General features: G+C 69.1%; 22 protein-coding genes. 15 read left to right on the forward strand and 7 right to left on the reverse strand.

The window, feature by feature from the left end:
- The first annotated feature begins 24 nt into the window (after positions 1-24).
- The 8 genes from QTH87_RS19620 to QTH87_RS19655 all read left to right on the forward strand — a co-directional run bounded on the left by QTH87_RS19620 (position 25) and on the right by QTH87_RS19655 (position 6,385).
- Positions 25-396, forward strand: a complete 372-nt coding sequence (locus QTH87_RS19620; protein WP_286611656.1) for a hypothetical protein — start codon at positions 25-27, stop codon at positions 394-396.
- Positions 393-626 carry a TOBE domain-containing protein gene (locus QTH87_RS19625; RefSeq protein WP_286611657.1) on the forward strand — a complete coding sequence of 78 codons (234 nt, stop codon included), beginning with the start codon at positions 393-395 and terminating at the stop codon, positions 624-626. The genes QTH87_RS19620 and QTH87_RS19625 overlap by 4 nt, the downstream gene beginning before the upstream one ends.
- Before the next feature lie 38 nt (positions 627-664).
- A complete protein-coding gene (locus tag QTH87_RS19630; protein WP_286611658.1) occupies positions 665-1,549 on the forward strand; it encodes a CmcJ/NvfI family oxidoreductase in 885 nt (294 codons plus the stop codon).
- 128 nt (positions 1,550-1,677) lie between these two features.
- Complete coding sequence (locus QTH87_RS19635) at positions 1,678-2,157, forward strand: rhodanese-like domain-containing protein (RefSeq protein WP_286611659.1); 480 nt, start codon at positions 1,678-1,680, stop codon at positions 2,155-2,157.
- A 64-nt stretch (positions 2,158-2,221) separates the two neighbouring features.
- Positions 2,222-3,154, forward strand: a complete 933-nt coding sequence (epsC, locus tag QTH87_RS19640) for a serine O-acetyltransferase EpsC (protein ID WP_286611660.1) — start codon at positions 2,222-2,224, stop codon at positions 3,152-3,154.
- The gene (locus QTH87_RS19645; RefSeq protein WP_286611661.1) at positions 3,151-3,420 is read left to right on the forward strand and encodes a helix-turn-helix domain-containing protein; all 270 of its coding nucleotides are present in this window, start codon (positions 3,151-3,153) and stop codon (positions 3,418-3,420) included. Before epsC ends, QTH87_RS19645 begins: the two co-directional genes overlap by 4 nt.
- Positions 3,421-3,485: 65 nt before the next feature.
- Positions 3,486-4,418 (forward strand): family 2A encapsulin nanocompartment shell protein, encoded by a 933-nt coding sequence (locus tag QTH87_RS19650; RefSeq protein WP_286611662.1) that lies wholly within the window; start codon positions 3,486-3,488, stop codon positions 4,416-4,418.
- A gap of 92 nt (positions 4,419-4,510) precedes the next feature.
- Positions 4,511-6,385 (forward strand): family 2A encapsulin nanocompartment cargo protein cysteine desulfurase, encoded by a 1,875-nt coding sequence (locus QTH87_RS19655; RefSeq protein ID WP_444812821.1) that lies wholly within the window; start codon positions 4,511-4,513, stop codon positions 6,383-6,385.
- Between the two features lie 66 nt (positions 6,386-6,451).
- Here QTH87_RS19655 and QTH87_RS19660 read toward each other — a convergent pair whose 3' ends face one another.
- Positions 6,452-7,942, reverse strand: coding sequence for a DUF1254 domain-containing protein (locus QTH87_RS19660; protein WP_286611663.1), 1,491 nt, complete (start codon positions 7,940-7,942; stop codon positions 6,452-6,454).
- Positions 7,943-8,264: 322 nt separating this feature from the next.
- Here QTH87_RS19660 and QTH87_RS19665 point away from each other — a divergent pair, with 322 nt between their 5' ends.
- Positions 8,265-8,639 carry a YbaN family protein gene (locus QTH87_RS19665; RefSeq protein ID WP_286611664.1) on the forward strand — a complete coding sequence of 125 codons (375 nt, stop codon included), beginning with the start codon at positions 8,265-8,267 and terminating at the stop codon, positions 8,637-8,639.
- 55 nt (positions 8,640-8,694) lie between these two features.
- On the opposite strand, the gene QTH87_RS19670 is transcribed toward QTH87_RS19665, so the two are convergent.
- Genes QTH87_RS19670 through QTH87_RS19695 form a run of 6 tightly spaced genes read right to left on the reverse strand, consistent with a single transcriptional unit; the run spans position 8,695 to position 14,915 of the window.
- Positions 8,695-9,651 carry an ABC transporter substrate-binding protein gene (locus tag QTH87_RS19670; protein ID WP_286611665.1) on the reverse strand — a complete coding sequence of 319 codons (957 nt, stop codon included), beginning with the start codon at positions 9,649-9,651 and terminating at the stop codon, positions 8,695-8,697.
- A 36-nt stretch (positions 9,652-9,687) separates the two neighbouring features.
- Positions 9,688-10,848, reverse strand: a complete 1,161-nt coding sequence (locus tag QTH87_RS19675; protein ID WP_286611666.1) for a c-type cytochrome — start codon at positions 10,846-10,848, stop codon at positions 9,688-9,690.
- Positions 10,849-10,889: 41 nt separating this feature from the next.
- On the reverse strand, positions 10,890-11,696 hold the full coding sequence (locus tag QTH87_RS19680) for an ABC transporter ATP-binding protein (protein ID WP_286611667.1): 807 nt from the start codon (positions 11,694-11,696) through the stop codon (positions 10,890-10,892).
- The gene (locus QTH87_RS19685) at positions 11,690-12,778 is read right to left on the reverse strand and encodes an ABC transporter permease (protein WP_286611668.1); all 1,089 of its coding nucleotides are present in this window, start codon (positions 12,776-12,778) and stop codon (positions 11,690-11,692) included. The genes QTH87_RS19680 and QTH87_RS19685 overlap by 7 nt, the downstream gene beginning before the upstream one ends.
- Positions 12,775-13,776 (reverse strand): ABC transporter substrate-binding protein, encoded by a 1,002-nt coding sequence (locus QTH87_RS19690; RefSeq protein WP_286611669.1) that lies wholly within the window; start codon positions 13,774-13,776, stop codon positions 12,775-12,777. The genes QTH87_RS19685 and QTH87_RS19690 overlap by 4 nt, the downstream gene beginning before the upstream one ends.
- Positions 13,777-13,811: 35 nt before the next feature.
- Positions 13,812-14,915, reverse strand: a complete 1,104-nt coding sequence (locus tag QTH87_RS19695) for an LLM class flavin-dependent oxidoreductase (protein WP_286611671.1) — start codon at positions 14,913-14,915, stop codon at positions 13,812-13,814.
- Positions 14,916-15,046: 131 nt separating this feature from the next.
- Between QTH87_RS19695 and QTH87_RS19700 the strand changes: the two genes are divergently transcribed.
- The 6 genes from QTH87_RS19700 to QTH87_RS19725 all read left to right on the forward strand — a co-directional run bounded on the left by QTH87_RS19700 (position 15,047) and on the right by QTH87_RS19725 (position 21,721).
- Positions 15,047-16,258 carry an acyl-CoA dehydrogenase family protein gene (locus QTH87_RS19700; protein ID WP_286611672.1) on the forward strand — a complete coding sequence of 404 codons (1,212 nt, stop codon included), beginning with the start codon at positions 15,047-15,049 and terminating at the stop codon, positions 16,256-16,258.
- Positions 16,255-16,884 (forward strand): cysteine dioxygenase family protein, encoded by a 630-nt coding sequence (locus QTH87_RS19705; RefSeq protein ID WP_286611674.1) that lies wholly within the window; start codon positions 16,255-16,257, stop codon positions 16,882-16,884. Before QTH87_RS19700 ends, QTH87_RS19705 begins: the two co-directional genes overlap by 4 nt.
- Complete coding sequence (locus QTH87_RS19710; RefSeq protein ID WP_286611676.1) at positions 16,881-18,530, forward strand: rhodanese homology domain-containing protein; 1,650 nt, start codon at positions 16,881-16,883, stop codon at positions 18,528-18,530. The genes QTH87_RS19705 and QTH87_RS19710 overlap by 4 nt, the downstream gene beginning before the upstream one ends.
- A 262-nt stretch (positions 18,531-18,792) precedes the next feature.
- A complete protein-coding gene (locus QTH87_RS19715) occupies positions 18,793-19,677 on the forward strand; it encodes a TauD/TfdA dioxygenase family protein (protein WP_286611677.1) in 885 nt (294 codons plus the stop codon).
- 20 nt (positions 19,678-19,697) lie between these two features.
- The gene (locus QTH87_RS19720; protein WP_286611680.1) at positions 19,698-20,708 is read left to right on the forward strand and encodes an ABC transporter substrate-binding protein; all 1,011 of its coding nucleotides are present in this window, start codon (positions 19,698-19,700) and stop codon (positions 20,706-20,708) included.
- Complete coding sequence (locus QTH87_RS19725) at positions 20,708-21,721, forward strand: ABC transporter substrate-binding protein (RefSeq protein ID WP_286611681.1); 1,014 nt, start codon at positions 20,708-20,710, stop codon at positions 21,719-21,721. The genes QTH87_RS19720 and QTH87_RS19725 overlap by 1 nt, the downstream gene beginning before the upstream one ends.

Below are 21,721 nucleotides of genomic sequence, written 5' to 3' on the forward strand. Positions count from 1 at the left end.
GCAGGCGCCGATCGAGCTGCCGGCATGCAACGCAAACCGCATCAGCAATCTCGCATTCGTTCGTTGGCTTGCAGGTCGCTGCTGCCCAGAATGGCCAGGTTCCCGCCCGATTCCAACGAACCCGCAATGCTGCCGCTTCCCACCGATCACCTCGACCCCGATGCGCCGGGTCGCCCCGCATGGCAGGTGGGGGTCGACTTCCTGCTTGGAGCGGCGATCGTCGGTGCCGTGGCGCTGACGTCCGGCTTCCTCCGTGCGCCACCGGCCCATGCGGAGACCCCGCAAGCCGGTACGGACCGACGGGCCACCCTCGACGCGCGTCCGGCGCGCGACCTCGCCGACGACCTGCAGGCCATCGGCTCCGCACCCGCCAATCCCAGAGAGGCTCTCCCATGACTTCCCCCGTCACATCCACCATCCAGGCCATCAACGTCCGCAACCAGTTCCGCGGCAAGGTGCGCGAGATTCTTCGCGGCAACGTCGTGTCCGAGGTCGAGGTCGAGACGCCATTCGGCATCGTGACCTCGGTCATCACCACCCGCTCGGTGGACGAACTCGCATTGAAGGCCGGCTCGGACGTGGTCGCGCTGGTGAAGTCGACCGAGGTATCGATCGCCAAGCTTTGAGCGAGCGCTCCAGCAGCCCTTCCGAAGGAGACCGCGTCATGAGTGTCGTGCTGAATTCGCCGAATGCATCGCCCGCCCTCCACGCGTGGCCCGGGGCCGCAAAGCTCGCGGGTGTGAGGGCCGAGCTCAACTACCTGGCCCCGGGGGTCGAGCGTCCCGCGAGCTACACCTTCGAGCCGCCGCCCGGCGTGCCCTGGAACACTGGCGAGGTGGCGCCGGAGCGCGTCCTGATCCGGGACGGCCGTGCGCTGGCGGCCCTCGGCGAGCTCTCGCTCGACCGCAGCGGCTTCACGTCGTTGTCTCATCGGAGCGCACTTGCCGACTTCTCCGACGAGGCCGCCATTCGCAGCATCTACTACCCCGAGTCGGAGCAGCTGCTGCGAGACGCCACGGGCGCGGAGAAGGTCGTCGTCTTCGATCACACGCTGCGCGACAGCACACGCGGCTCGCGCACCGATCGCAGCCTGCGCGAGCCGGTGCGACGGGTGCACAACGACCAGACCTTCGTCTCGGCGCCTCGGCGCGTGCGCGATCACCTGCCGGCGGACGAGGCCGTCGAGCGGCTCCGGCACCGCTTCGCGATCATCAATCTCTGGCGGCCGCTCGCGACGGTGGAGCAGCTGCCGCTCGCGATGTGCGACGCGCGATCGATCGCGCCCGGGGATCGGGTGCCGAGCGACCTGATCTACCCCGACAAGGTCGGCGAGACCTACTCGTTCCGCTACAACCCCGAGCACCGCTGGTACTGGTTTCCCAGGCTGCGCAGCGACGAGCCCCTGTTGCTGAAGATCTACGACTCCCTCACCGACGGCACGGCGCGGCTGACGGCTCACAGCGCCTTCGTCCCTCCGGACACGGCGCCCGATGCTGCGCCCAGACGCAGCATCGAGCTGCGGGCACTCGTGTTCTGGCCCGCTGCATAGATGAAATGGTTGTTAGGAATTGACTATTCGGTCGTTTGTTGTCGAGGCGCTCCGTCCTAAAGTGGCCTATCGCCATCAGGCGGACCCCCGACTTCCATCGCCAATCCTCAACCACGGAACCTTTCGTCATGTCATCGGAACTCGAGACCCTCGCATTGCCAGACGCCCTGGAGCAGGTCCACGCGCAGGCACAGGAACAGAGCCTTCCCTACGCCGGCGGCGTTCCGCCGGCGGTGGCGTGGCAGCTCGTGCAGAACGGCGAGGCGGTGCTGGTCGACGTGCGTTCGGGCGAGGAGCGCAAGTTCGTGGGCCATGTGCCCGACAGCCTGCACGTGCCGTGGGCCACGGGCACTGCGCTCACGCGCAACCCGCGCTTCGTGCGCGAACTCGAGGCCAAGGTCGCGAAGGAAGGCGGCAAGGAAGCCGTCGTGCTGCTGCTGTGCCGCAGCGGCAAGCGGTCGGCGCTGGCCGCCGAGGCCGCCGCCAAGGCGGGCTTCAGGCATGTCTTCAATGTGTTGGAAGGCTTCGAGGGCGAGATCGATGCCGCGCAGCACCGTGGTGCCGCCGACGGCTGGCGCTTTCATCAGCTGCCCTGGATCCAGGACTGAGCGAGATGGGGACGCGCGCCGTCAGAGCGCGCGCCCGTGGAGACCCCACACCGAGGAGGAAAGAATGAGTGGATTCGACGTCGGCTCCCTGGTCGACGAACTGCGCCGCGTGCGCGGTGAATGGCGCGATGCGCAAAAGAGGCCGCGCGAGCCCGCGGGCCGCGAGTTCCCCTCGCGCGATGCGCTGGCGGTCGTGATCGAGCAGATCAAGGGCGCGCTGTTCCCGATGCGGCTGGGCCCTTCGGACCTGCGCCACGACGGCGAGGACTTCTACGTCGCGCACACGCTCGATGCCGCGCTGCACGCATTGCTCGAGCAGGCCCGGCTGGAGCTGCACTACGTGGGCCGGCATGCGCCGCGCCCGGCGGGCGAGATCGAGTCGCAGGCGCGCGACGCGGTGCGGGCCTTCGGCGCCGCCTTGCCCGGCATCCGCCGCCTGCTCGACACCGACGTCGTCGCGGCCTACCAGGGTGACCCCGCCGCGCACAGCGTCGACGAGGTGCTGCTGTGCTATCCGGGCGTGCTCGCGATGATCCATCACCGCATCGCGCACGCGCTCTATCGGCTCGAACTGCCGCTGCTGGCGCGCATCGTGGCGGAACTGGCCCATGGCCAGACCGGCATCGACATCCATCCGGGCGCACAGATCGGCAGCGGCTTCTTCATCGACCACGGCACCGGCGTCGTGATCGGCGAGACCGCGGTCATCGGCCAGCGCGTTCGTGTCTATCAGGCGGTGACGCTGGGTGCGAAGCGCTTTCCGGTCGATGCCCACGGCCTGCTCCAGAAGGGGCTGCCCCGACACCCGAATGTGGAGGACGAGGTCGTCATCTACGCGGGCGCAACCATCCTCGGGCGCGTCACGATCGGACGCGGTGCCGTCATCGGCGGCAACGTCTGGCTCACGGCCGACGTGCCGGCCGGTGCCAGCGTGACGCAGGCCGGTCTGCAGAACGCGGCGCCGGCCGGCGAGGCGCTCTCGGTGGTGGCCCAGTGACCGCGCTGGTCGAACGCTTCGGCGTCGCGGTGCGACAGCTGCGGGTTTCGAATGGCTGGTCGCAGGGCCAGTTGGCCGAGCGCTCGGACCTCGATCGCTCCTACGTGGGCGAGATCGAGCGCGGTCGCGTCATCGCCTCGATCGTCACGGCTGAGAAGCTCGCCACGGCCCTGCAGCTCGATGTGGCGCTGCTGCTGGCCCACTGCCAGCAGCTCGGCGAGCGGCGCGATGCGCAGCTCATCAACTTGTCGGCTATAGCCCGTTGAGGGAATACCCGAATCTTTCGACACTCGTTCGCAACCCTTTTCCTGAACCACGGAGCCTTCCCCCCATGACAGCAACAGTCGGTGGTACCACCGCCCTTGGCGACAACGCCGCCCGCCAGCTTGCCAACGCGACCAAGAGCGTTCCCCAGCTTGAGACCATCAGCCCACGCTGGCTCACGCATCTGCTGCAATGGGTTCCGGTCGAGGCCGGCATCTACCGCCTGAACAAGGTACGCAATCCGGAATCGATCCAGGTCGTGTGCACGGCCAAGGAAAGCGAGAACCAGCTGCCGCGCACCTGGGTCGACTACGAGGACCATCCGCGCGAATACAACCTCAATGCCGTGAGCACCGTGCTCGACGTGCACACCCGCATCTCCGACCTCTACAGCAGCCCGCACGACCAGATCAAGGAGCAGCTGCGCCTCACGATCGAGACGATCAAGGAGAACCAGGAGAGCGAGCTCATCAACAACCCGGACTACGGCCTGCTGTCGCAGGTGACGGACGAGCAGCGCATCTTTCCGCTGACCGGCGCACCGACGCCCGACGACCTCGACGAGCTGCTGACCAAGGTCTGGAAGGAGCCCGCCTTCTTCCTCACCCATCCGCTCGCGATCGCCGCCTTCGGCCGCGAAGCCACGCGCCGCGGCACGCCGCCGCCGACCGTGAGCCTGTTCGGCTCCCAGTTCATCACCTGGCGCGGCATTCCGCTGATCCCGTCGAACAAGGTGCCGGTGGCCGACGGCAAGAGCAAGATCCTGCTGCTGCGCGTGGGCGACAAGCGCCAGGGCGTGGTGGGTCTGTTTCAGCCGGGCCTCACGGGCGAACAGAGCCCGGGGCTGTCGGTTCGTTTCATGGGCATCAACAACCATGCGATCGCTTCCTACCTGATCTCGCTCTACTGCTCTGTGGCGGTGCTGACCACCGACGCACTGGCCGTGCTCGACGACGTCGAGATCGGCAAGTACCACGACTACGCCGACACCTACAAGTAAGCCGCGCGGTGAGCACCTCCCTTTCTCCACCGGGCCTGCCGGGCGTGCCGTCGCAGGTTGAGGCTCCCTTCGATCCGGCCTTGCTGGCGCGCATGGCGAGCCAGTTGTTCGCGGCGCTGCCGGGGCAGGCCGCGACGCCCGGCGTGCAGGCGCCTTCGCAACTCGCGCCGCCCGGCTCGCCGCTGGCGAGCCCGGCCGGCTTCGGGCCCAGCGTGCCGGGCACGCCGATCCCGCAGGGCCAGCTGCCGGGCAGCAACCTGATTCCGGCCTCGCCGACCCAGGTGCCTTCGCTGGCCAATCGCGTACCGGCATTGCAGCCGCACGCGCAGGCGGGCAATGGCGTTCCCGAGAACGTCTTCGGCGCATTGCCGGCCTACGAGCCGCGGCTCGGTGGTGCGGCGATCGGCGTGCCGGAGGCGCTCGCGGCAACGCCTTCGCAGTCATCGCCGTTCTACTTCCTCGGCGACGGCCACGGCCAGCCGTCGCCGGGCGGACGCGGCAGCGACAGCGCACCGGCCGTGCGCGATGCTCCGGCCGACTATCCGTTCGCGCAGCCCGGCGGCAGCGATGTCCGGGATCTGCTGGCCGGGCAGTCGCCGGCGCACCCGGTTGCGGCGCCCGAACCGTCGACGCAGCCGCAGTACTACTTCGTCGACGCGGTGCGCCTGCCGAGCGGCTACGTCACGCCGGCCAAGCCATCTCCGCATGGCGACGTGCCGACGGTGGCCGCCGGCCAGCGCCAGCCTTTCGACGTGCATGCGGTGCGGCGCGACTTCCCGATCCTGCAGGAGCGCGTGAACGGCCGGCCGCTGGTGTGGTTCGACAACGCCGCCACCACGCACAAGCCGCAGTCGGTGATCGACCGCATCTCGTACTTCTACGAACACGAAAACTCCAACATCCATCGCGCCGCACACGAGCTCGCGGCACGCGCCACCGACGCCTACGAGGGCGCGCGGGAGCGGGTGCGCAGGTTCATCAACGCGCCCGACGTGAACGAGGTGATCTTCGTGCGCGGCACCACCGAGGCGATCAACCTGGTCGCCAAGAGCTGGGGCGGACAGCACGTGGGCGAGGGCGACGAGATCATCGTCTCGAACCTCGAGCACCACGCCAACATCGTGCCGTGGCAGCAGCTCGCATCGGCCAAGGGCGCGAAGCTGCGCGTGATCCCGGTCGACGACTCGGGCCAGGTGCTGCTCGACGAATACCGCAAGCTGCTCAACGACCGCACGAAGATCGTCGCCGTCACGCAGGTCTCGAACGCGCTCGGTACCGTGGTCCCCGTGAAGGAGATCGTCGAACTGGCTCATCGTGCCGGCGCCCTGGCGCTGGTCGACGGCGCCCAGTCGGTGTCGCACATGCGCGTCGACGTGCAGGAGATCGGCGCCGACTTCTTCGTCTTCTCGGGGCACAAGGTGTTCGGCCCGACCGGCATCGGCGTGGTCTGGGGCAGGCGCGAAGTGCTCGAGGACATGCCGCCGTGGCAGGGCGGCGGCAACATGATCGCCGACGTCACCTTCGAGAAGACCGTGTTCCAGCCGATCCCGAACAAGTTCGAGGCCGGCACCGGCAACATCGCCGATGCGGTGGGCCTGGGCGCGGCGATCGACTACGTGAACAAGGTCGGCATCGAGAACATCGCGCGCTACGAGCACGAGCTGCTGGTCTACGGCATGCAGCAGCTCGGCGCGATTCCGGGTGTGCGGCTGATCGGCACTGCGCGCGACAAGGCCAGCGTGATGTCCTTCGTGCTCGACGGCTACACCACCGAGGAAGTGGGCCATGCACTGAACGACGAGGGCATCGCGGTGCGCACGGGCCACCATTGCGCGCAGCCGATCCTGCGTCGCTTCGGCGTGGAGACCACGGTGCGGCCCTCGCTGGCCTTCTACAACACCTTCGACGAGATCGACCGGCTGGTGGCGGTGGTGCGCCGGCTGTCTTCGCAGCGCCGCGCGGGGTGAGCGCACCCGCGGTTCGGGCGGCGCGCCCTGTTCGAGGGCGCGCCGCTTTCGCCGACGGCGCCAGGGTCAGACCGCCTTGACGCGCGGAATGCTCCAGGTGCCGTCCAGCAGCGAGGGCGGCGTGGTCTTGGGCCAGTAGAGCCGCATCATGAGGATGAAGCCTTCCTTCGGCGCCGGCAGCCAGTTGGCTTCCTTGTCCGGCCCCGGCGATTCGCTCTGGATGTAGAGATCGACCGAGCCGTCCGCGTTGGCCTTGAGCTTGTTGCGCTGGCTCAGGGTGTAGCGGTTGATCGGGTTCGGCACGAAGAAGTAGCCGGTGTCGTACATCGTCAACGACCAGAAGCCGTTGACCGGCGGCAGCTGGCCCTTCGGGAAGCGCAGCACGTACTTCTTCGAGCCGTGGTACTTCTGCAGGATGTCGGGCCCGGTGGAGGTGGGATAGACCGCATCCTGGGGCCGGTTGGCGCCAAGGCCGATCGCGGTGATCAGGGCGCGCTGGATGTAGTTGGTGCCGTAGAGCCCGGTCTTGGTGGTGAAGGTCCAGCCGTTCTTGAGCGAGAGATCGCCCGACAGGAGGCCCTTCTTCATCCAGCCCATGATCCTGGCCTGCGCCGGCTTGGGCGCCTTCGACAGGCCCTTCTGCACCGAGGCGTCGAGCTTCGAGGCATCGAAGTCCTTGCCCGGCACGATGCCGAGCTTCGCGAGCTTGGCCACCATCGGCGCATCGGCCGCGGCCGGCGGATTGGTCTTGAGCAGTTCGGCGAAGAGCGCGAAGAAGCTCGCGGCATCCATCGCCTCGACCTGGTCGCGTACCGACTCCTTCGACGCCCAGGCCGGATTGACCGTGCCGGGCGGCGGCGTGAAAGGCTTGCCCCAGGAGGACAGCGGCACGGCCGACATCTGGTCCTGCAGCGCATGCACCGCCGCGTAGTCTTCGGGCGTGCCGGTGCAGTAGATGCGGCCCAGCATCCACACGATGCCGGTGGGCGACTTGTACTGCTTGACGCCGGGCGGCAGCGTGCCCTTCCAGCCCGGGCCTGTGATCGCGAACTTCTGGGCGCCGGTGCCGGTGGTGCGCTTGCCGGGCACGTCGAAGACGTTGGTCCAGCCATCGAGCATCGGCAGCAGGAAGTAGCGGCCGTTCATGTCGGGCGTGGACACGATCCACGGCTCCTTGGTCACGTCGAGCCAGAGGATGGTGTAGAGCGTGTCGGCGTTCGGCGCCGTCACCGCATGGTTGTCGACCGCGGGATAGCCGCGCAGCTTCAGGAACTGACCCATCGGCGCCTTGCTGTCCCCGGGCGCGACCACGTTGGTGAGGTTGCGCCGGGTCAGCTCCATCGTGACCAGCGGATAGGCGTAGATGTAGGCCTGGATCGCGAGGTCGCGCGCCTGTCGCGCCTTGATGTCGGTCTCGACTTCCAGCATGCCCTCGTCGACGGCGTCCTTGGTATCGATCAGGAAGCCATCGGCCGCATGGGCGGTCGGCACCCAGGCTCCGAGCGCTCCCAGGGTCATGGCGAACACCGCTTCGCGTCGCGTCGGCGCTTCTTTCATTTCGGCGGCTCCTCGATTCATTCCGCCCGGACACGTGCACGGGTCGTCCCCGCGGGCTCGGGTGTGTGGAACTTAAGGGCTGCAGGGCAGCGAGGGAATTGGACCTTGGGCCTATTGCCGGGCGCGTCTGGCGCAACGACGCGCGCAGCCCGCAAACCTGCGTCGCCTGTGCCTTCATCTGGTCACGCCGTGGGAGCAGGTCAGAATCCGCATACCCGAAGCCATCCATTGCGAGATCCATGTTCGACGACATCGAGGAGCGAATCCGCTCCGACCCGTCCCCGAGTCCCTGTTGTCCGGAAGATCCGTCGATGGTGGTCGCTTGAGGCTCGATCCCCGCATCGCCAAAGTGCTCTGGCGCGTCCTGGCGTCGGTGTTCCTCCTGCTGGGCGTGATCGGGATCGTGCTGCCGGTGCTGCCCACGGTGCCTTTCATCATTGCCGCGGCCTGGGCGGGCGGCCGCGGCTGGCCACAACTGGAGACCTGGTTGCTCGGCCACCCGAAGTACGGCGTTCACATCCAGCGATGGCGGCAGGGCGGGATGGTGCCGCGTCGTGCCAAGGTGCTCGCCATCTCGATGATGACGATCAGTGCCATCGGGCTGCAGTTCGCCGACCTGCCTTGGGCCGTCAGGCTCGGCACGCCGCTGGTGATGGCGGTCGTTGCGCTCTGGCTGTGGACGCGGCCGGAACCCTGACGCCGACCCGGACCCCGAGCCGACCTGCACACGGCCGACAGCGCGCGCGGGCGGCTCAGGCGCCGGTCACGAAGCTGGCATCGAAGGTCGGGCGCACGTCCAGCGGCTGCTGGATCAGGCCTACCTGCCGGTAGAAATCGGCTGTGCGCTGCTGGTCGGCGACCACCTGGGCGTCGATCGGCACCCACTTCTGCTGGCGGCGCTCGAACTGCAGCTTCGCGGCCTCGGGCGGAATGCCGATGATCCGCGCCAGCGACGCCGAGTAGGCATCGACGTTGCGGTAGGACCAGGCCTGCGCCTTCACCACGCGTTGCAGGAAATCCTGCAGCACGGGCCGCTTGGCCGCGATCGCGGCGTCGGTGGCCGCAAGGTAGCTCAGGCCCGGCAGCAGGTCGCGCCCGTTCACCAGGACGCGCGCGTGCTGGCTGGTCTCGGCCAGCGCGGTGTAGGGCTCCCAGGTGGCCCAGGCATCGACCGCGCCCTGTGTCAGCGCCAGCTTGGCATCGGCCGGCGCCAGGAAGCGGATGTTGACCTCATCGGGCTTGAGCCCGGCCGTGGTGATGGCCTTGAGCGTGACGTAGTGGCCGATCGATCCGCGGTTGGTGGCGATGCTCTTGCCCTTGAGGTCGGCGGTGGTCTTCAGCGGCGAATCCGGTCGCACCAGGATGGCCGTGCCGTACGCATCCGAGCGGTTGGCGCCGATCGCCTTCACGCGGGTCCCGGCGGCCAGCGCGAAGATCAGCGGCGCGTCACCGATCGGTCCCGAATCGACCGCTGCTGCATTGAGCGCCTCGGCCAGCGGCGCGGCGGCGGGGAACTCCGACCACTGGATGTCGTAGCCGAGGTTGTCGAGCCCGCCCGCGGCCTCGAGCAGTGCCCGCAGGCCGCCCTTCTGGTCGCCGGCCTTGAGCACGGGACGCGTCTGTGAATGCAGAAGGCCGGCCGGCAGCGCGGTGGCTGCGGCACCCGCGAGCGAGTGGGCGATGAAGTGGCGGCGCGAACGATGTGCCATGAAGTGCTCCTTGATGAATGAGGGGGGCGAGGGCGTTCAGTGGATGAAGCCGCCCTTGAGGAAGCGCACCGGCTCCGCATCCATGCGGACCACCAGCGCACCGAGTCCGTCGGCGGACGGGCCTGCGGCCGGCACGGTGCCGGGGGCCGGGGCAGTGCGGCACAGCAGGTCGTCCTCGGACCAGCCGGCAGCGCCCGGCGCGCTGCGGGCCCGCAGCCAGCCATCGCGATCGGCCAGCAGTTGCGTGCCGGCCAGCGAATCGGTGCCGGCGATCAGCGCGAAGGCTTCCCAGGCGGCGGGCGAATCGATGACGCAATCGGCCGCGTCCTGCGTCGCTTCACCGGAAGAGGGCCGGAGTTGCATCGTGACCATGCGCGGGTCTTCGAGCCAGCCCGAGTCGGGCCCGGTCGTGACGATGCGAAGGCGCTGCCCCTGCCAGGCCGAGAGCGGGCGCGGTTCGCGGCCGGCGCATCGCACCATCGCGCGCGGCAGGCCGATCGGCTGGCTCCAGACGCCGTTCGCGCGCAGGCTCTGACCCGCGCCCTGGGCCTTCATGAAATCGATCAGCGCCCAGGCATCGGCATCGCTCAGGCCTCCGAAGGCCGGCATGGTGGAAGCGCCGTGGCGGTCCTGGGTGCCGTGGAGCACGCGCCACAGGATGTCGCCGTCGGCACGCCGCCACAGCAACGGACCGCTGAGGTTCGGCGGCCAGACGGGCAACGCGGCCGCGAGCGTGCCCTGTCCGCGACCGTCGACGCCGTGGCAGCCGACGCAGTGCTGTGCATAGAGCGCGCGTCCGCGTCCGATGGCTTCGGCCCCGAAGCCCGTGGGCGAGCGATGGAAGCTCGTCGGAGAGGCCGGCACCAGCACGACCCCGCTGTCGGGCCAGGGTGCGAGCACCAGCAGCAGCGGCACCGCGGCGACGAAGAGCCAGCGCCGGCGCTTCCAGGCCAGCGCGGCCATCAGCGACAGCAACGCGAGCGCGACCACGACCAGCGACAGGGCCAGCCGGCGCGCCTGCCCGAGGTCGATCAGCAGGTTCTCGCCGGACAGCCGCGAGGCCCATGGCCAGGCCGGCTGACCATGGCTGCTGCCGGCCAGGCCCAGCCATGCCAGGCTGCGCAGCAGCAGCAGCTGGCCCTCCTGCAGAAGCCCGATCAGCGGGTTCAGCCATTCGGCATCCGCGAGCGCAATCATGGGCCTGAAGGAACGGCCTTCATCACGCGGGCATCACGCGGTCACCACGTGGCGTCGAGCCCCAGATGCCGCAGCGCCTCGTGCCTGAGCTCGGCCAGCCTCGGGTCGCCGCGATGGCGTGGATGGGGCAGGTCGACCACCAGTTCGGCAGTGATGCGGGCCGGCCGGTCGCTCAGCACGATCACGCGGTCGGCGAGGAACAGCGCCTCCTCGACGTCGTGCGTGACCAGCAGCGCTGAGAAGCCGGCACGCTGCCACAGCCGCACGAGCTCGCTCTGCATCGCGATGCGCGTGAGCGAGTCGAGCTTGCCGAGCGGTTCGTCGAGCACCAGCAGCCGCGGATCGTTGACCAGCGCCCGGGCCAGCGCGACGCGCTGCGCCATGCCGCCCGAGAGCTGGTGCGGAAAGCTCTTCGCGAATTCGCTCAGGCCGACCAGACGGAGCGCCTCGTCGACCCGTGCACGCTGCGTCTTGAGCAACCCGCGCGCCTGCAGGCCGAGCGCGACGTTGTCCCAGACGCTGCGCCATGGAAAGAGGGTCGGGTCCTGGAACACCACGATGCGCGACGGGTCGGGCCGCGTGATCGGTTCACCGTCCTGCGTGATCGAGCCGGCCGTGGCGGGCTCCAGCCCCGCCACGAGGCGCAGCAGCGTGGACTTGCCGCAGCCGCTCGGGCCCAGCAGCGCGACGAACTCGCCCGGCTGTACCTCGAGGTCGATGCCGTCGAGCACCTGAAGCACGCCTGTCGGCAGCTTGAACCAGTGGCTGATCTCGCGGATGTCGATGCGAGCGCCGGCACTTTCTGCCGGGGCGGGAGAGGGCACCGCGGCCGTGGCGACGGCTACCATTTGACCGTTCCCTTCTGCCAGCCGAGCACGCGGTCGCGCACCGCGAACAGCAGCGTGATGAGCCCCGAGCACAGCACCGCCATCACCAGCAGCGCTGCATACATGTTCGCGTAGGCAGCCCAGCCCTGGGCCCATTGCAGGTACCAGCCCAGGCCCGCCTTGACACCCATCATCTCGGCCGTAACCAGCACCGAGAACGAGGCGCCCAGGCCCATGAAGAGGCCGACGAAGACCTGCGGCAGCGCCGCCGGCACGGCCACGCGCAGCACCAGGAACCATTCGCCGGCGCCGAGCGTGCGCGCCACGTCGTAGTAGCTCTTGCTGACCGAGGCCACGCCCGACCAGCTCAGCACCGCGACCGGGAAGAAGGTCGCGAGCGCAACCAGGAACACGGCCGCTGCGTAGCTCGATGGCGCGAAGAAGAAGGCCAGCGGCAGCAGCGCGGAGGCCGGCACCGGGCCGAGGAAGCGCAGCACCGGATGCACCCAGTAGCCTGCGATGCGCGACCAGCCGATCCACACGCCGGTCGCGAAGCCCACCACCGCGCCGAGCACGAAGCCGTGCGCCAGCAGCCGGAGCGAATGCGCGGTCGACAGGCCGAGCCGGGCCCAGTCCTCGTGGGCGACGTCGATCAGGCTCTGCGGCGGCGCGAAGAAGGGCGGCGGCAGCGTTCCGAGCTTGGCGGTCAGGAGCTCCCACAGCGCCAGCAGCAGCGGCGCGGCGATCAGCCAGTGGCCGGCCGGTCGCAGCTTGCGGCCGACACGTCCGGCGCGCGCGCCCAGCAGTGCCACCACGGCGAGGCCGGCGGCCACCGCGAGCGCCGCGAGGCCGAATTCCCGCGTGAAGCTCCAGTCGCTGAAGCCGACTTCGAGGTTGGGCCAATAGAGCGTCAGCAGGCCGAGCGCCAGCCACGCCAGCGCAGCCACCAGGCCGGTGCGCCAGGCGCCGGTGATCGCGGGCTCGTGCAGTGCGGCATGCGGCGCGGCCTCCGACGGGATCGCCGCCGCTTGCCGCCGCGCGGGCGCGCGCGGACCCGTCGCCGAGGCGCGCTGCGCGCCCAGCAGGTTCTCCGCGGTCGTCATGCCAGCACGTCCACCGACACGTGGTTGGCGAGCCGGACCGGATCGGTGCTCTGCTTGAGCACGCCCACCGACTGGAAGTCGCGTGCATAGAACTCGACCTCGTCGCGCAGCTTGCGGCCCACCGGATGGTGGGCATGGGTCAGCGTGCCCAGCAGCGCCTGCAGGTCCTCCACCGGGACCTTGGGCGAGTACTTGGCGAACAGCCTGGCCGATTCGTTTGGGTTCTCGGCGACGAAGTCCGAGGCCTGCACGATGGCCCGCACCAGCGAGGCCACCACCGGCTTCTCCTTGCGAACCAGTTCGCCGCGGGCGCCGACGATGCAGCAGACCTTGTCCTTGTATTCGCCCGAGAGGTTCGAGGCCAGTTCCAGGTAGCGGCCCTGGTTGCGCTTCTCGATCAGGTAGAGCGTGGGATCGCCGTCAGCGATGGCCTGGATCTCGCCCTTGTTGACCGCGATGTCGAGCAGGTCGGCAGGGTACTGGCGCCAGGTCACGTCGCGGTCGGCATCGATGCCGTTCTTCTTGAGGAGGATCGAGAAGAAGTTCTTGCCCGGGCTCGCGATGTCCGACACGCCGATGGTCTTGCCCTTGAGCTTCTGCAGGTCGGTGACGCCGGCCTCCTTGACGCCGACCAGCCGCACGCAGCCGCCATGCGAGCTGCCGACGATCTTGACGTCGAAGCCCGATTCCAGCGGCTTGAGCCAGCGATGGATCATGCCCACGGCGGCGTCGGCCTTGGCGGTCGCGAGCGACTCGAGCAGCTGGTCGGTCGAGCCGGTGTAGTTGATCAGCTCGACCTGCAGCCCGTTCTTCTCGAAGTAGCCGCGCTCCTGCGCCACCACCACGGGCGACAGGCAGAAGGCCGATGCATTCCAGGCGAAGGTCAGCTTGCGCTGCTGCGACCAGGCACGCGTCGCGATCAGGCCGCCGGATGCGACCACGGCCGCGGCGCCACCGGCGCGCAGCACGCCGCGGCGGGAAAGGGGGAGGTTGTTCATGGTGGACGGGTTCTATGAGGAGCGGATGGATGGAGTCAGGCTGCCTTGCGCCGGACGGCGAGCCGTTGCGCCACGAGCTCGCGCGTGCGCGGGATCAGCGCGCGGCCGTAGTCGGTGGCGTCTTCCAGCGGATCGAAGCCGCGGATCAGGAAGGTCGTGACGCCGAGCTCGTGATAGTCGAGCAGGGCATCCGCCACCTGGTCGGGCGTGCCGACCAGCGCGGTGCTGTTCGAACGGCCGCCGATCTCCTGGGCCACTGCGGTCCACAGGCGCTTGTCGAGGCGGGTGCCCTTGTCCGCCGCCGCGAGCAGACGCCGGGCGCCTTCGCTCTGCTGCGGACCGCCGCGGCCGAAGCCCTGCACCACGCGCAGGCGCCGGGTCTCGGCCAGGATGGCGTCGGCGCGTTCCCAGGCCTTGTCCTCGGTGTCGGCCAGGACCGGGCGGAACGACACCGAGAAGCGCACGCTGCGCCCGTGCCTGGCTGCCTCGGCGCGCACCCGTGCGGTCAGCTCGCGCACCTGGTCGAGCGACTCGCCCCAGAGCGCGTAGACGTCGGCATGACGGCCGGCCACCGGAATCGCGGCCTCGGAAGCGCCGCCGAAATACACCGGCACGTGCGGCTTGCCGCCCTGCGACTGCACGGGCTTCACTTCGGAGAAGGCGTCCTTGAAGCGATAGTGCGCGCCTTCGTGGTCGAAGGGCTTGTCGGCGGTCCACACCTTGCGCAGCACGTCCAGGTATTCGTCGGTGCGGGCGTAGCGCTGGTCGTGGTCGAGCCAGTCGCCGTCGCGCTTCTGTTCGTCGTCCGAGCCGCCCGAGATGTAGTGCACGGCGAGCCGGCCGCCGCTGAACTGGTCGAGCGATGCGAACTGCCGCGCCGCCAGCGTCGGTGCCACGAAGCCCGGGCGGTGCGCGAGCATGAAATGGATGCGCTCGGTCACCGATGCCGCGTAGGCCACGGTCAGCGTGGCGTCGGGGCCGGTGGAATGGTGGGGCACCAGGACACGGTCGAAGCCGGCCTGCTCGTGCGCCTGCGCGAAGGCTCGCACGTAGTCGCGGTCGATGGCCGGGCCGCGTGCGGGGTGGATCTCCGAGACCTTCTGGCCCTGGATCATGCCGATGAATTCGATGTCGCTCATGCGTGTCGTCCTTGCGATGGAAGGAGGCGACCGTACTGCGCACGGCGGCCGAAGCCAACGCAGCAAATCGAGTTTCGATATGCGGCTTGCATCGTTGGCCCCGGCGCGATGGCCGGCTAAGGTCTCCAGCCATGAGTTCGCCACTGCTGCGCCGGTTACCGCCGCCCGCCCACGAGGACGAGGCGCTGCTGGCGCGCCTGTCCGCCCGCTTCGCCGAGACCGCCGCCGACCACGACCGCGATGGCGCCTTCCCGCGCGACAACTTCGCGGCGCTGCAGGCGCACGGACTGATTGCGCTCGTGGTGCCGCGTGCCCTCGGCGGCGGCGGTGCGTCGCTGGCGCAAGCCCGCCGCGTGCTGGCCGCCGTGGCCTACGGCGAGCCCGCCACCGCCCTGATCCTCCTCATGAGCTGGCTGCAGCACCATGCGATCGGCAGCGACCACAGCCGCTGGCCGGGCGCCCTGCGCGAGATCGTGCTGCAGGATGCGGTGCGCGACGGCGCGCTGATCAACGCGCTGCGCGTCGAGCCTGCGCTCGGCTCGCCGGCGCGCGGCGGCCTGCCCGCCACCATCGCGCGCCGGGAGGGCGATCGCTGGCTGCTCGACGGCCACAAGCTCTACAGCACCGGCATCGAGGGGCTGCGCTGGCTGGCGGTCTGGGGCCGCACCGACGAGCCCGAGCCCAGGGTCGGCGTCTTCCTCGTGCCGCGCGATGCACCGGGCATCCAGGTGATCGCGAGCTGGGACCACCTGGGGCTGCGCGCCTCGGGCAGCCATGAAGTCATCTTCGAGCAGGTCGGGATCCCGCTCGCGCAAGCAGTCGACCTGCGCGCGCCGGCCGAATGGGCAGCCGATGCCGGCAGTCAGACCGACGTCGATGCGCATGCAACGCAGCAGGCCTGGATGGTGGTGCTGCTCGGCACGCTCTATGACGCGGTGGCCCATGCGGCGCGCGACTGGCTGCTCGGCTTCCTGAACAGGCGCGCACCCAGCGGGCTCGGCGCGCCGCTGGCGAGCCTGCCGCGGGTGCAGGAGACGGTCGGCGAGATCGAGGCTCTGCTGCGCACCAGCCGGGTGCTGCTCGATCACGCCGCCGCGCGCGTCGACACGGGCCATGCGGACCCCGCTGCCGACAGCGGCCTGCTCAAGCACACGGTCACGAACCAGTCGGTGCGGGTCGTCGAGCTGGCGTTGCGGCTCACCGGCAACCACGGGCTCACGCGCCAGAACCCGCTCGAGCGGCACTACCGCGACGTGCTGTGCAGCCGCATCCATACGCCGCAGAACGACGCGGTGCTGGTGGCCGCCGGAAAGAGCGCGCTCGGCGCATTCGGCAGGCCATGACGGTCGCCACCTCGAAGGCCTCGCTGCCCGCGGCCACGATCGCACCGCTGCGCGAGTTCGTGGTGTCGTTCGGCCGGCTGCTCGACCGCCATCCGCCCGAGGCGCGGATCCTCGCGGAAGGCGGGACCCTGCTGCGCCGGCTGGTGGCGCGTGACGACTGGCTGCCGGCAGACTTCGCCGCGCCCCATCCCGAGCGCTACCAGCAGTTCCTGCTGCATGCGGACTCGACCGAGCGCTTCTCGGTCGTGAGCTTCGTGTGGGGCCCGGGACAGGCGACGCCGGTGCACGACCACACGGTGTGGGGCCTGATCGGCATGCTGCGAGGCGCCGAGTACAGCCAGTCCTACGTCGAGCGCGAGGGCCTGCTGGCGCCGGAAGGCAGGCCGGTGCGGCTCGATCCGGGCGACGTCGAGGCGGTGTCGCCGACGGTGGGCGACGTGCATCGCGTGCGCAATGCCTACGACGATCGCGTGTCGGTCAGCATCCATGTCTATGGTGCCAACATCGGCGCTGTGAGCCGCCATACTTACCCGCCTGGCGGAGGGCGCCGACCCTTCATCTCCGGCTACACCAACGCGCTGCTGCCCAACCTGTGGGACCGATCCACCGAACTCCGCCGACCATGACCCTCGCCGTTGCCGACGCCCGCGCATTCACGCCTCACGGTTCCGACTTCCCGACGCTCTCTCATGCCGCGGTGCGCGAGAAGCTCCTTGCGCGCGAGGAGATCGCGCTGCTCGACGTGCGCGAGGAAGATCCGTTCGCGCAGGCCCATCCGTTGTGGGCCGCCAACCTGCCGCTGTCGAGGATCGAGCTCGAGGCCTGGCGCCGCATCCCGCGCCGGGACACGCTGCTCGTGATCTACGGCAGCCACGAGGGCGTCGATCTCGCACCGCTGGCCGCGGCACGGCTGGCCGCGCTCGGCTATACGAGCGCACACCTGCTCGAAGGCGGCCTCGAGGGCTGGCGCAGCGCCGGCGGCGAGCTGTTCCGCGACGTCAACGTGCCCAGCAAGGCATTCGGTGAACTGGTCGAGCACGAACGGCACACGCCTTCGCTGTCCGCCGAAGAGGTCAAGGCCCTGATCGACGCACGTGCCGACGTCGTGGTGCTCGATGCGCGACGCTTCGACGAATACCAGACCATGAGCATTCCCACCGCCACCAGCGTGCCTGGGGCGGAACTGGTGCTGCGCGTGCGCGCGCTGGCGCCCGACCCGGCCACGCGGGTGATCGTGAACTGCGCCGGCCGCACGCGCAGCATCATCGGCACGCAGTCGCTGGTGAACGCGGGCATTCCCAACCGGGTCGCGGCCCTGCGAAACGGAACGATCGGCTGGAAGCTCGCGGGCCAGTTGCTCGACCATGGCGCCGCACTGGAGGCGCCCGCGCCTTCGGCTGCGCAACTGGCGGCCGCTCGTGCCGGTGCGCAGGACGTCGCGCGGCGTGCCGGCGTGCAATGGATCGCGCTCGATGCGTTGCCGTCGCTCGAGGCGCCGCAGCGCACCGTCTACCGCTTCGACGTGCGCACGCCGCAGGAATACGCGACCGGGCACCTGCCGGGCTTTGCCGGCGCGCCCGGCGGCCAGCTGGTGCAGGAAACCGATCACCAGGTGCCGGTTCGCGGCGCGCGCATCGTGCTGGCGGACGACGATGGCGTGCGCGCACCGATGACCGCGTCCTGGCTCGCGCAGATGGGCTGGGAGGTGTTCGTGGTCGAGCCGCATGCCGACAGCGAGCGCAGCGTTTCGGGCACGGCTGCGCAGCCGCATCCACGGGCACCGGCGGTGGCCGAGATCACGCCCGAAGCGCTCGCTGCGGCGCTGCGCGACGCGCCCGACGATATCGCTCTGATCGACCTCACGACTGGCGCCAATCACGCCCGGCGCCACATCCCGGGCGCCTGGTTCGCGATCCGCGCGCAACTGGCGCAGGCGCTGCGCGCAATTCCGCCGGCCCGACACTACGTGCTGACCTGCGGCAGCAGCCTGCTGGCGCGCTTCGCCGCTGCCGACCTGAGCGACCTTCTCGGGGCCGGCCGCAGAGACGCCGAGGTGTCGGTACTCGCGGGAGGCAATGCCGCGTGGTTCGAAGCCGGGCTGCCGACCGAGAGCGGGTGGCAGCGCATCGCGACCCCTGCGACCGACCGCTACCGCCGACCCTACGAAGGGACGGATGCGCCTGCTGCCGCGATGCAGGCCTACCTCGATTGGGAGTTCGGGCTGGTCGATCAGTTGGCGGCCGACGGGACGCATCACTTCCGGGTGCTTTGACGATTGGATGCAGACACCCCGGCCGTGGACAGGCTGCGCCGGTTGCGACGGAGTCTGGACGCCCAGGGCAACGATCCCGAGCGCCACCCACACCCCCAGCCGCGCCGCGGAGCCACCGACCGCAACACCACCCCGATGCCCACCCGCCCTCCAAAAGCCTCAGATGTTTCCCTCATAAGCAAGCAAGAAAAGGGTAGTTCGTGAATATGAGGCTGGCGCCTAAAGTGGCCGGCTCGTCTTCACCAGCCACCACTTCTCCTTCATGCCGGCCGTCCTGTCGCCCCACGCACCTGCCCAGACCTTCGAGATTCGCCGCTTCGACGCACCCGTGGGCGCCGAGATCGTCGGCCTCGACATTTCCAGGCCGATCAACGATGCCGATTTCGCGCGCATCCACCGTGCGCATCTCGATCATCACGTGGTCGTGTTCCGCGACCAGCGGGTGTCGCCCGAGGCGCATGTGGACTTCAGCCGGCGCTTCGGTCCGCTCGAGATCCACGTACTGCACCAGTTCCAGCTGCCGGGCCATCCCGAGATCCTGATCGTCTCCAACATCAAGGAGAACGGCGAGCCCATCGGCCTCGGCGATGCCGGCGTGTACTGGCATTCGGACATCTCGTACAAGACGCAGCCGAGCCTGGGTTCGCTGCTGCACGCGCAGGAACTGCCGTCCGAGGGCGGCGATACGCTGTTCGCCGACCAGCACCTGGCCTGGGAGGCGCTCGATCCGGCGCTGCAGCAGCGCATCCTGCCGCTCAAGGCCGAGCACAGCTACCTGGCCAAGTACGAGGAACTGCGCGCGAAGAACCCGTGGCGACCCAAGCTCTCGCAGCAGCAGGTCGACCAGGTCGCGCCCGCCGTTCAGCCCGTGGTGCGCACCCACCCCGAGACCGGCCGCAAGGCGCTGTTTGTAAGCGAGCATTTCACGACCGGCATCGTCGGCCTGCCGAAGGCCGAGGGCGATGCGTTGCTGGCCGAACTGTTCGCGCACAGCGTGCGGCCCGAGTTCGTCTATCGCCATCGCTGGCAGCCGCACGACCTCGTGTTCTGGGACAACCGCTCGCTCATGCACCTGGCGGCCGGCACGCCCGACCATCTTCGCCGCAAGCTCTACCGCACGACCGTGGTCGGCGACGTCCCACATTGAATCCACCGGAACCCATCCCCATGAATCGAATCGCTCGCAAGGCCGCGGCACTCGCCACCGGCCTCACCCTGCTGGTCGGCAGCCTCGCCGCCCATGCCGAAGGACAGATCCGCATCGCCGAGCAGTTCGGCATCGTCTACCTGCTGCTCAACGTGGCGCAGGAGCAGAAGCTGATCGAGAAGCATGCGAAGGCGCAGGGCGTCGACGCCAAGGTCGAATGGGTCAAGCTCTCGGGCGGCTCGGCGGTCAACGATGCACTGCTGTCCGGCAACATCGAGATCGCGGGCGCCGGCGTGGGCCCGCTGCTGACCATCTGGGACCGCACCAAGGGCAAGCAGAACGTAAAGGGCGTGGCCTCGCTGGGCAACTTCCCCTACTACCTGGTGAGCAACAACCCGGCCGTGAAGACCATCGCCGACTTCACCGACAAGGACCGCATCGCGGTGCCGGCGGTGGGCGTGTCGGTGCAGTCGCGCGTGCTGCAGCTCGCTTCGGCCAAGCTGTGGGGCGACAAGGACTTCGACCGCCTCGACAAGATCAGCGTCGCGGTGCCGCATCCCGATGCCGCCGCCGCGATCATCAAGGGCGGCACCGAGATCACCGGCCACTTCGGCAACCCGCCGTTCCAGGAACAGGAGCTGGCCGGCAATCCGCAGGCGCACATCGTGCTCAATTCCTACCAGGTGCTGGGCGGGCCGGCATCGGCCACCGTGCTGTACGCGACCGAGAAGTTCCGCAACGAGAGCCCCAAGACCTACAAGGCCTTCGTCGGTGCGCTCAACGAGGCTGCCGAGTTCGTGACGGCCAACCCCGAGAAGGCGGCCGACATCTACATCAAGGTCGGCAACGCGAAGATCGACCGCGACCTGCTTCTCAAGATCATCAGGAACCCTGAAGTGCAATTCAAGACCACGCCGCAGAACACCTATGCGCTGGCCGAGTTCATGCATCGCGTGGGTGCCATCAAGAACAAGCCGGCGTCGGCGAAGGACTATTTCTTCGACGACGCGCAGAACGCGGCGGGCAACTGATGCGCCGCCTCGTCTCCGGGCGCGGGCTCGCGCTGGTCGCGGCTGCCGCGATCGGGCTGGCGCCGCTGCTCGCCCACGCCGAGGGCAAGATCAGCATCGCGCAGCAGTTCGGCATCGGCTACCTGATCCTCGACGTGGTGCGCGACCAGCAGTTGATCGAGAAGCATGGCAGGCAGCAGGGCCTGGCCATCGAGGTCGACTGGGCCAGCATCTCTGGCTCGACCGGCATGAACGAGGCGCTGCTGGCCGGCGCCGTGGACGTGGTGTCGGCCGGCGTGCCGCCCATGCTCACGCTGTGGGACCGCACGCGCGGAAAGCAGAACGTCAAGGCGGTCGCGGCGCTTGGCTCGCTGCCCAACTATCTGCTGTCGAACAATCCTGGCGTGCGCAACATCAAGGACCTGAGCGACAAGGATCGCATCGCAGTACCGGCGGCCGGCGTCGGCTTCCAGTCGCGCACGCTGCAGATCGAGACCGCGCGCGTCTTCGGCAAGGACGACTACAAGCGCTTCGACAACATCTCGGTGAGCCTGCCGCACCCCGAGGCCACGGCCGCGCTGATCAGCGGCGGCTCCGAGATCAACACGCACTTCTCGAGCGCGCCGTTCTACTACCAGGCGCTGGCCGCCAACAAGAACGTGCACAAGCTGATCAGCTCCTACGACATCCTCGGCGGACCTGCGACCTTCAACGTGCTCTACACGACGCAGAAGTTCCACGACGAGAACCCCAGGACGTACAAGGCCTTCTACGCTGCGCTGGTCGAAGCCGCGCAACTGGTCCAGGCCGACAAGGCCAAGGCGGCCGACATCTTCATCCGCGTGCAGAAATCGAAGCTCGCGCCCGAGCTGGTGCGCAGGATCGTCGAAGACCCCGAGAACGACTTCACGGTGTCGCCGCACCGCACCTTCGTGTATGCCGAAGAGCTGCAGAAGCTCGGCATCGTGAAGACCAGGGCCGCTTCCTGGAAGGACTACTTCTTCGAGGAAGCGCACGCGCAGCCGGGCTCATGA

The organism is Variovorax jilinensis (assembly GCF_030316885.1).
Lineage (GTDB): Bacteria > Pseudomonadota > Gammaproteobacteria > Burkholderiales > Burkholderiaceae_C > Variovorax > Variovorax jilinensis.